8 protein-coding genes are annotated in these 10,865 nt (G+C 59.5%); 1 reads left to right on the top strand and 7 read right to left on the bottom strand.

From position 1 onward, the window contains the following. The 6 genes from K9B33_RS22520 to K9B33_RS22495 all read right to left on the bottom strand — a co-directional run. Positions 1 to 532, bottom strand: a 532-nt coding sequence (locus tag K9B33_RS22520; RefSeq protein ID WP_224551353.1) for a hypothetical protein, incomplete at its 3' end; no start/stop codon positions are given. 77 nt (positions 533 to 609) lie between these two features. After that, the gene (locus K9B33_RS22515) at positions 610 to 804 is read right to left on the bottom strand and encodes a hypothetical protein (RefSeq protein WP_411974051.1); all 195 of its coding nucleotides are present in this window, start codon (positions 802 to 804) and stop codon (positions 610 to 612) included. Between the two features lie 4 nt (positions 805 to 808). Next, positions 809 to 3,022: a beta-glucosidase family protein gene (locus K9B33_RS22510; protein WP_224551352.1), complete on the bottom strand. Its 2,214-nt coding sequence runs from the start codon at positions 3,020 to 3,022 to the stop codon at positions 809 to 811. Between the two features lie 29 nt (positions 3,023 to 3,051). Further along, entirely contained in the window at positions 3,052 to 4,623 is a 1,572-nt protein-coding gene (locus K9B33_RS22505; RefSeq protein WP_224551351.1) for a carboxylesterase/lipase family protein, read from the bottom strand. A gap of 34 nt (positions 4,624 to 4,657) precedes the next feature. Further along, a complete protein-coding gene (locus K9B33_RS22500) occupies positions 4,658 to 6,397 on the bottom strand; it encodes an arylsulfatase (protein ID WP_224551350.1) in 1,740 nt (579 codons plus the stop codon). A 54-nt stretch (positions 6,398 to 6,451) separates the two neighbouring features. Next, positions 6,452 to 8,740, bottom strand: coding sequence for a TonB-dependent receptor (locus tag K9B33_RS22495; RefSeq protein WP_224551349.1), 2,289 nt, complete (start codon positions 8,738 to 8,740; stop codon positions 6,452 to 6,454). A gap of 266 nt (positions 8,741 to 9,006) precedes the next feature. On the opposite strand from K9B33_RS22495, the gene K9B33_RS22490 reads away from it, so the two are divergent. Beyond that, entirely contained in the window at positions 9,007 to 10,071 is a 1,065-nt protein-coding gene (locus tag K9B33_RS22490) for a LacI family DNA-binding transcriptional regulator (protein ID WP_224551348.1), read from the top strand. A gap of 37 nt (positions 10,072 to 10,108) precedes the next feature. On the opposite strand, the gene K9B33_RS22485 is transcribed toward K9B33_RS22490, so the two are convergent. Continuing rightward, on the bottom strand, positions 10,109 to 10,865 hold a 757-nt coding region (locus K9B33_RS22485; protein WP_318011165.1), incomplete at its 5' end, for a DUF6118 family protein.

Below are 10,865 nucleotides of genomic sequence, written 5' to 3'. Positions count from 1 at the left end.
GAACTTCGCGAAGCCCATTTCGGATATCTTCCTTCGCTGCAGTGGCTCCACTTGCCCAGGCTACCGCCAGCGCCCCAAAAAAGATGTTACGCCCCGTCATGGTCCGTCGTGCGAAGCCCTTGTCTTGCGCAGCCTTCAATATCTTTTCAGTCGTCGCGATGACAGCATCGCAGGTCGGCGTCAGCGGGTATTCTACCCGGCAAGCCGCTCGCAAAGGCTCAGGCAGGCCCTCATAAGCCAGCATCCAGTCACCCAGAGCTTCGATCCAAAGTTCGAGCGTGCGGCCTGGATCGCTCCCCTCGATTTCGACGCGACGCTGGTCGAGGTTTTCGTAGTGAAGAACCAGCAGCGCAGCGAGCAGCGCGTCCTTGTTAGGAAAATGGCCTTCGGGGATGCTCCATGGCTGCCTTCCTGGCGCCCGCGCGGACATCATCCTCATTCTCCGCTGCTCGTCGATCTTGAAACCGGAGCCCGTTGGGTTTGCCACTGAAGCAGCTCGGCGGACAATATATTCGCCATTGATCGGCGACAATGTGCCCCGTCCGACGGCGAAACCTCCATAGTGCGAGACACGCGCGAGCAGCTTGTGCCGGATCCGGCCCGAGGCGATCAGCTGGCCATCGCATGTGCGTAGTCGAGGGTGAAAAGCTCCTTGAACTTCGGAATCAGAACGTCGTTGAGGCTCGTGATGCCGTCGAAGATAAAGATTACGAACAGGCGCAGTTCCGGCGCGTCGACGTGTGTGCCCTGGGCCTCAGCAGTATAAGGGTCGGTACTGACGGCCACGGATGAGGCAAGCGTCATAGGATCAGTCCTTCCAACTGCGGGCAGACATCTTCAAGGTCACGACGGTCCCCAAATCCTCGGCGTTGCGGCCCAGCGCGAAACCATAATCGCCCGCTGGCACCGACCACCCGCCATCCTTCCAGTCCGCCAAAATGCGGGGGTCGATAGTCAGTGTGATCTTTCGTGACTCGCCAGGTTCGAGAGAAACGCGCTGGAATCCGACAAGACGCTGCGTCGCTTCGCTCCCACGGTTGACAAGGTAGAGCTGCGCGACATCGTCACCCTTGCGCTTACCCGTATTGGTGACGGTGAAACTGACCTTATCACCGGCAATCTTCAGACCCGAGCTGGCAAAGCTCGTATAGCTGAGGCCGAACCCGAACGGGAACAACGCCTTATAGCCTTTGAGAGCATTCCAGCGATATCCAAGGTTGGCCCCCTCGATATCGAAATCGGCGGCCAGTTTGGCGTCGGGTGTCGGCGGTTCTCCGGTGTAGTTCGGCTCGAATTCGGACGCGCCATCCAGCTTTGGCCGAGGCAATTGGTCGAGGCGCGCCGGAAAAGTGACCGGCAGGCGACCGCCGGGATTGGACTCGCCGAAAAGGATGGAGGCGATGGCTTCACCGCCCCGCGCGCCTGGATACCATGCCTCGATCACCGCTGCTGTCTTGTCGAGCCAGGGCATCAATACCGGTCCCCCCGTTTCGAGAACCACGATGGTGTTGGGATTCGCCTCTGCCACCGCTGCGATCAGCGCGTCCTGACCATCAGGCAGCGACAGATCGGGAACGTCCAGCCCCTCGGTCTGCCATTGAGTTGCAAAGATGATGGCCACCTCGGCCTGTCGCGCCTTTTCCACTGCCTCGGAAATATACCGGCCGTCGCGGAATGTGACCGTCGCCCGGGGTGCCATGGCGCGGATGGCCTTCAGGGGACTGGAGCTATGATATTGCTGCGAAAAGAAGCTCGCCAAGACGCCATCGGCCAAAACCGGGCGGACGACGGCGGCACCATTTTCGCCGTGTACTCCGCTCGACCCCCCGCCGGATAGCACGCCGCCATCGGCGTAGCCGCCGATCACGGCGATGCTTTTGGCGGTCTTGGCCAACGGCAGTGCGCCATCGCGGTTACGCAACAAAACGATGCCGCTCTTCGCCACTTCCTCGGCGATGGCGGCATTGGCAGCGAAATCGATCTTGCCGTCGGGACTTGCCGGTCGTGCGTCCAGTTTCATCGCATAGATGGCAGTCAGGATGCGCGTGTTCATCTCGTCGAGCCGGGCAGCCCAATTGGCATCGGTGGTGGCCTTTTCCCCGAGCTTGTCACCGAAAAACACGGCAGTATCGAGCTGTTCGCCCGATTGCTGGTCGAGACCGTTGAGCGCTGCGTTAATATTGGGCACCGCGCCCCAATCCGACATGACGAAGCCCTTATAGCCCCAATCCCTCTTGAGTACCTTGTTGAGCAGCCAGTCGCTGGAGCAGGCCTGCTCTCCGCGCACGCGGTTGTAGGCGCACATGACAGAGCCCGGCTGCCCCTTTTCGATGCCGATCTGGAAGGCGAGAAGGTCGCTTTCGCGCGCAGCTGCCTCGCCGATCTTGACGTCCACGAACTTACGCCCGGTTTCCTGGCCGTTGAGCGCGAAATGCTTGATCGTCGAAATGATGTTGTTCGATTGAACGCCCGAGATCGCCGCCCCTACAAGCAAGCCAGACAGCAGCGCATCCTCCGACAAATATTCGAAAGTGCGGCCGTTGCGCGGATCGCGTATCAGGTTCACCCCGCCCGCCAACAGAACATTGAAGCCCTTGGCGCGCGCTTCCGATCCGATCATCGCGCCGCCGCGATACATAAGGTCCGCGCTCCAGCTGGATGCCATCGCAACACCGGAGGGAAGCGCAGTGGCACCGTCCTTGCGTACGCCCCTTACGTAGGCAACACCAAGGCTGGCATCGGTTTCCTTCAGCGCCGGAATGTTCAGGCGGGCGATGCCCGAAATATAGCCCGCCCCTGGAATGCTGTCGGCGGGCATCGGCGGCGTATTAGGTGACAGCGGCAGGGGCATGATGCCGTGGGTCAGAACTGTCTTTTCGTCAGCCGTCATCTGTCTGACCGTCGCTACGGCACGCTCAGCCGCTTTGTCCATGTCTATGACTGAGGCCTGCTGCGCGCTGGCCTGCCAAGAAACGATCGCGCTTGCCGCCACGCAGGAAGCCAGAAGGTGTCCAAATCGCATTTTGATATGCCTTTCCTATGGCGCGTGGTTCAACGAGCCGGACAGGTTTCGGGGGAAGTAACGGCGCAGACGAGGTCAAGATGTTCACGCCGCGGATCTGGACCCGGCTGCGCCCGGCCCTCTCTGGTCAACTCCATCAGGGCGTCGGTTTTTGGCGAATAGGCCTGCCAGGTCGGAAGCCCCCCACCATTGGGATCTCCCGTCCTTGCGAAATTAACCCAATAGCGGTGCATCAGCGCGCTCGCCGCGCGGTCCTGACCGGTTGTTGCACCACCATATTTGGCGTCCACCGTGCCCATGATATAGGGTACTTCGCTGGCGTGCACTGCGCCGGGCACCCGACTTTTCATGCTGTCCGCCACATAGGAAAATCGATAGGCCCAGGCTGGGGCGCCATGCCGGGTGACACTATCCGCGACGAACCGTGCGGGTTCGACCATGGCGCGATCCGCCCCGATGGCGGCGATCACCAGAGGCGTATCTCCCTCGCCTGAGGAATCGTATAGCACTTTTGCCGCGCGGCTCTTGTCGCCGAACTGGGCAAAGGCCTCTTCCTTGGTCTTGACGAACAAGAGGCTGAGGTCAGCGTTGGTCGCGCCGACGATGACGGGCACTTTAGCAAACCGCCCCTCGCGATAGAGCGTTTCAAGGCTTCCCACGACGAACCGGTGATCGATGGAAGGTCCTCCATAAATGTCGCGTTGCTGCGCAGAGGTCATCATATGGAGTCCGCCTTCGACGACTGACGCAGGCAGGGCGCGCAGCCGCGAAAGGGCCTTGGCGTCATCGCCTTCGATCCCGTTGCGTGCGGCAAAAGCCTTTCCGGTCGCCTCCAGCGATGGGACACCGGGTTGATCTTCGGTCACAGAGCGATTAGAGAAGTCCGTCACGCGGCCCCCGCCGCTCTGGATGATCGCGCGGTGGAACAGGCCCTGCGCTTCGGGAGAGGTCAGCAGCATCAGCGCTGACATGCCGCCGGCCGATTCACCCATAATCGTGACATTCCCCGGATCACCGCCGAAGGCGGCGATATTACGCCTGATCCAGCGCAGCGCGGCGATCTGGTCCATAATAGCAAAATTGCCTGACCGCCCCTTGTCGGCATCGGCCTTGCGTAAGGCGGGATGGGCGAAGAAGCCAAACCGCCCGAGCCGGTAGTTGATGCCCACCAGGATCACTCGGTCGCGCGCAAACGCGTCTCCAGCAAAGATCGAAGGCGAAATGCCACCATTGACGAAGCCGCCGCCATGGATCCAGACCAGCACGGGAAGGGGTGCCATGGCGCTGACATCGGTCGGACGCCAGAGGCTGAGGTTCAGGCAATCCTCCGAAAGCGGCGCGGCAAGGGGCGCAGCATCGAGGGGGAATGGCGTCTGGGCGCAATCGAATCCATAAGTAGTCGCCTCGCGCACATTTCGCCATTTCGCGACGGGCTGCGGTGCGCGCCAGCGCAGCGTGCCGATCGGCGGAGCGGCGAAGGGGATTCCTTTGAAGCTGTCGATGCCATCGCGCGTAGCGCCGGCAACCAGCCCGGATTCGATGCGGACCACCGGCTTGTCACCTGCGACCGCCGCCGAGGGGAGTGAGGTGGCGGCAAACACCAGCGTAGCACACAGGAGTGGTGTGCGTGGCATGTCAGTGCTCCCCCTGCGCCCGGGCCGATCGGTCGAACATATCCGACATCACGCAGACGAAGGCGGACGGCTGACTAAGCGGTCCTGTTCCAAACCTTGCCCATTCCGAATTCCACTGCGCCTTGAGCTGCAGCAGCTTACCGGGGAAACGATCAGCCAGATCGGTGGTTTCGGAAAAGTCGCTGGCAAGGTCGTAAAGTTCCCAGCGATCCTCTTCATAAGGCTTGCCGCATTCGTGCATGGCCACAGCGCGCCAGCGGCCCGAGGTGATGGCCCGATTACCGCGCAGCTCGAAATACTGGAGCTGGCGTCCAGGCGCTTTCGGGTCACGCAGGCTTGGAAGGATCGACCGCCCAGCGACAGGCATCTGCAAGACGCCAGCGACCTTCATGTCGAAGCCGGTTCCGGCGGCCGACAATATGGTCGGCGCTATATCCACCACATCGACAAACTGCCTGCGGATCGCACCCGGATCGGGCACATGTCCTGGCCAGTGCAGGATCATCGGCGTGCGGGTGCCGCCCGAGTAAGGCCACAATTTATAGCGCCGGAGCGGGGTGGTACCAACCATGGCCCAGGGACGGGGATATTCAGACTGCAGTTTGGCCGTACCAAGCTCGTCGATTCGAGCGCGTTGCTCGGAAGGAGAAAGCGTGTTGGGGCGATAAAGGCCGTCGAACTCGCCTGTCTGACCTGCTTCGGAGGCAGCGCCATTATCCGAAAGCAAAATGATCAGAGTGTTCTCGTAGAGGCCGCGCGCCTTGAGTGTTTCCAGCACGCGACCGATCTGCCGGTCACAATGCTCCAGAAAACCGGCGTAGATCGCCATGTAGCGGGAAAATACGGCCTTCTCGTCGTCGCTGAGATCGGCCCAAGCGCGATCCAGCGGCGCGCGCGCGGGCAGCTTGGTATCGGCCGGGATGATACCCATGCGCTTCATGCGCTCGAAACGCTCTTCCCGGATCGCGTCCCAACCTTTGGCGTAGATCGCATCATAGGGTGCGGAATATTCGCGCGGAACTTGGATCGGCGAATGCGCCGTGCCGAATGCAAGGTTCATGTAGAAGGCATTGCTGTCAGCCTTCGCGACGTGCTCCTCGATCAGCGTGATGGCGCGGTCCGCCAAATCCTCTGACAGATGATAGTCGGCAGGAAGGTCGCGCTTGAGATAGTCATTATTCTCGACCAGATCGGGCTTGTACTGATCGGTCCAACCGCGCGCAAACCCATAGAAATAGTCGAACCCGCGCTGAAGCGGCCAACTGTCTCGGCCTCCATCCGCGGAGACTTCGTGCAGCGGAATGAGATGCCACTTGCCGATCGCCCACGTGGCGTAGCCACGTCGCTTGAGCACCTGTGCAACATTTTCGGCATTGCGCGGGATGGCGAACTTGCTGGCGACATTCGGAACATCGCGTAGAACCGCCGCGACGTCGGGAACGTCCGGCATGTTGACGCTGTGGCTGTTCCGCCCCGTCAGCATCGCTGCGCGGGTGGACGAACATACAGCCTTGGTATCGAAATGAACGTAGCGGAGTCCGCCCGCGGCCAGACTATCTATCGCGACTGTCCGGATTTCCGAGCCAAAGCTGCCTAGATCAGAATAGCCGACATCATCGAGAACGATGGTGATGATGTTGGGCTTCGTGGAACGGCCCGCCAGCACCGTGGCGGGCCACAGAGTGGACAAGGCCGTCGCTCCCAACAATGATCCGACTATTTCACGTCGGGAAAATTGCATCACATGGTGCCTCTCTTGCTATTGCCAATGTTTGGGATCGGCCACTACGCCCGATCAGAATCGGACACCGAACTCCACTCCCACGGTGCGGAAGGCGTCGGTGGTCAGGAGTTGGGTATAACCTCCCCCAGCGGCCGAAGTGTCCAAAAAGCCGTTGCCGATCGTGCTGGCAAAATGCTTGTTGGTCAGGTTCTTGCCGAAGACACTGACGCGATACCGTCGGTCCTGTGTCTCTAGCGCAAGTGAGCCGTTCAGCAGGCCATAACCTGGCTGCACGGTCTTGGGATCATTATAGGCGAAGAACACTTCTGATCGGTAGGTAAAGGTCATGTTGGCCGTTGCACGCAACGCATTTCCGATATCCCTGCCATAGTTGGCATTCAACGTATAGGCCCATTTGGGCGCATTCGCCAGCGAGCTGCCGGTCACGTCCTGACGACCGCCGGAACATCCTTGGGCGCCGGTCTGTCCTGGATAGCAGGCGATGATAAGCCCTTCGACCTTCGTATCGGTATAGGCAACGTTGCCGGACAGCGAGAGCCCGTCAGCTGGTCGCAAGACTGCCTCCAGCTCGAAGCCGCGCGTGGTCAGCCGGCCTGCGTTAGCAAGCGTGACGGTGGTCAAGATGGTGTTGAAGGTTTGAGTCTGGAAGTCGTCGAAGGTCGTATGGAAGCCCGTCAGATTGAAGGTCAGATTTCTATCGAGCAGCGTGGTGCGAATGCCAGCTTCCCAATTCTTGGCAATTTCCGGCTTCAGTACGGCTTGCCCGCTGTTGACCACAGTAGCGGTCAGATTGTTGAGAAGATTGAGAGCCGGCCCCTTATAGCCACGCGTATAGGTGGCGTAGGCCATGATGTCGGGCGTGAATTCATATTGCGCGCCGAGCCGATAGCTGAAGTCCGTTTCGCCAGCCTTGAGGGTCGGTGAGGTATAGGCCGGACCGCCGAGTCCCGGGGCGGGGCCGACAGCGCCGGGAAGGATGCTGCGCGCGAAATGGGCGGCCATGTCCTCGGCGGTCAGGCGGAAGCCACCGATGAGCGAAAGCTGGTCAGTCGCATGCCATGTGAGCTGGCCGAATGCGGCAGCATTATTCGTCGTAATGGAACGGTCGATGTCATTGCCCACATATTGGCCGGCCGGCAGCGGCGCAAAGCCCGTGCCCCGCACCTGTGCCTGGGTGCGCACGTCCTGCCAGAAATAAAAGAAGCCGAGAACATATTCGAGCGAAGCTCTGTCGGGTGAGGACAGCCGCAGTTCCTGCGTGAACTGTTCCTGCTGCTGACGTACATTGTTCACGTTGAATACGTCGATCGGCACCCCATCAGGGTCGTTATTGTCGAAAACCTTGAACTTACGATAGGCAGTGATTGATGTAATATTCTGACCACCCAGTTCGGTGTTGATTTCAACCGAAGCGCCACCGCTCTTCTGGCGGTTGAAATAGTCGCCATCGACGGTGACATTGCGATTATTGGGCCCCAATGTTTCACCGGAGAGGAGGGCAGCGCGCGTCTGACCGTTGAAATAGGTCGTGGTCGGCAACACCGAACGAACCGTGGATACGCAGCAATCCCGATTATTCTCGGAATAATCACCAATCACATAGATCGACGTAACCTCACTGGGTTCGAACAACAGCTTGCCCCGCGCACCCCAGGAATCGATATTGTTGAGATTTTCGCCATTGAACAGATTGGTGATGATGCCGTCCGCCTTCGAGCGGTAGCCGGAGACGCGAAGAGCTAACCGGTCCGGGGCCAGGACGACGGAAGCCGAGCCCTTGATGCGAAGATCGTCATAAGTGCCGTAGCTGACAGAAGCGTTGAAACCCGACTTGCTGAGGCTCGGCTTTTCGGTGACGACGTTCAAGGCGCCCGCTGAGGCGTTCTTGCCGAATAGAGTACCCTGCGGACCACGAAGGACTTCAACGCGCTGGACGTCGTTGAAATCGAAAAACGTTCCTGCAGATCGGCCGATGACCACGCCGTCGATGATCGTCGATACCGACGGCTCGACACCATCCGAAAAGTTGAGCGTGCCGATGCCACGGATCGACACGCCCTGACCGCGCGTGTTCGCGCTGTTAGTAAAATTGAGCGACGGCGCAATCTGAGAGAGCTGTTCAATGCCGGTGATCCTGTTGTTGTCCAGCGCTGCGGCGGACAGGACGGCGACCGATACGGGAACATCCTGAAGATTCTGCTCGCGCTTTTGCGCGGTGACGATGATTTCTGTGGATGTGTCTTCGGCATCAGGCGTCACTTGCTGAGCAAGGACAGCGACTGGCGCGCAAGCGGCAATTGCCGAAGCGCAAGTAAAAAGCCTCATAGCAGAATTCTTCATATCCCTCTCCCGTTGCGGCCCATGTCCGCTTCTGTTCTTTTAGCCCCGCGCCCGTCCGAAGCCGCACCGTGCTTCGATCGAACTGTCGAGCGACTACTAGGCCCCACTGTCATCGCTGTCAATCACGTGATTGACACAATTTCCGAAGATTTTTCATCGTTTTTATATGGCTTTAAATTCAGGGCCGCGCCAAAAAATCACAGCCAGGTGAAGGTGGTGTTTCCAGCTGCTTCCTGTTACCACAGTCTCTAGTGAGAAAAGGAAGAATGTTGAACCAGAGCGGCAATATTCCGCCGATGCCGCCTAGCCAGCGCGCAACCATTGGCGATGTTGCCGAGATGGCCGGAGTTTCGACGAAAAGCGTCTCTCGGGTAATCAACAATGAACGCCATGTTTCGCCCTTTTTGAGACGGAAGGTCGAAGCGGCGATTGCTGCACTGAATTACGTCCCGGACATGGCGGCGCGATCTCTGGCAAGTACCCGATCGTTTACGATCGCTGTACTTTTCGATAATCCAAGTCCGAATTACATAACCAAGATCCAGACCGGGGCATACCGGGCCTGCATGGAGAATGGCTACCACCTGCGTGTAGATCATGTGGATACGAACGCATCGCGCGAAGCTTGCGAAGCAAGGCTCATGGCGGTTCTGCGGAATGCCCGGACAGACGGCTTCATTCTTACGCCACCGTTGTGCGATATTCCGCTGATCTTGGATTTTTTGGAGGGGGCAGGTGCGCGCTATAGTCGGATAGCACCTGTTTTCGATCCGGAGCGATCTCGTGGTGTCATCATGGATGACTATTGCGCAGCCGCGGACGTCGCCGAATTGTTTTGGAATCTTGGTCATCGTCGGATCGCGATCCTCAACGGTCCGGCCAATCACGGCGTGGCCCCCCGGCGTCGTCAAGGCTTCATAGACAAGCTTACCCAATTAGGGCTTCGGGAAGACATTCTGGAGGCGCAGGGGAATTTCCTGTTCGAGGATGGCATTGCAGCCACCAGACAGCTCTTGTCGGTCGATTCCGGCATCACCGCCATCTTTGCGACCAATGATGACTCGGCGGCTGGCGCAATGGCTGCCTGCGCCGAAGCCGGGCTTTCCGTTCCCGGCGACATTTCAGTTTGCGGGTTTGACGACGGTTGGATCGCTCGCAGTGTTTGGCCCTATTTGTCCACCGTTCACCAACCTATTGAAGAAATGGCCTATTACGCCGCCAAGATGCTGATTGAAAATGATGGCAAGTCGGCCGAATTGATGATTCTGCCCTACTATCTGGTCCATCGCGACTCCATTACCATACCACGCCGATCCCTCAATCGAGTTTGAGGAACAAAGCAAGATCGGGGGTGCTACGTAGCCATGGTTATGAGGTTTTAATCACGATGGAGCATCGCACCGGTTCCTTGGCCTTGGCGACGGCCTGCTTGCACGCGGCAATAGTATCGCGGTTCTCGCGGGCCAAGTCGGCAGCTTCCACGATCACCTGCCAGCCCTCAGGGTTCCCGGCATGCATGAGGCGGATACCTGCGTCCCATAAGGTAGGCTCGCCGAGCGTGCGACGGGCAACCCGCTCCGGCCAATGCCAGCTTTGCGGGCCGATGCTGGCCGCCCAACCGGGATAGATCAGCCACAGAAGCGACACAGCCAGAGCCGCGCCACCGCCGCAATAGAATATGTGCCAGCGTTGTTCCTGTTTGGTCCGAATGGTCCCGACCACGCGCATCTGATCCGCATGGACTTGATGATGCAAGTCGAGCGATTTCTTGATGGTCGCCTTGTCCGTCGCTCGTGCGGCATCCGCCGCTACGTCAATCCGCTCCGCCATGCTCTCCGGCGTCAACTGCATGGCGGGTGCATCCATGATTGTCTTCGTCCGCCCCGCCAGCGTCGCGAGATAGCCGTTCATCTTGGCGAGCGTCGGGCCATAGTCGGGAAATTCGAGGCTCTGCTTCTCTATGGCGATATGCTCAAGCGCGCGGGCCATCACCGCCATGCGCCCTTCAAGCCGTTCCTCCATAGCGGCGACGCGTTCCGAGAGACGGGCGAACGCCTCGGCTGCGGCATCGGGCCGGGGTTCCGGTTCCGGTTCGTTCAAAAGGCTCTGTTCGTCGTCCATGTCA

Source organism: Sphingobium sp. 3R8 (assembly GCF_020166615.1).
Lineage (GTDB): Bacteria > Pseudomonadota > Alphaproteobacteria > Sphingomonadales > Sphingomonadaceae > Sphingobium > Sphingobium bisphenolicum.
Note: the sequence above shows the minus strand (reverse complement) of the source record. Positions and strands in the feature narration are given on the sequence as shown.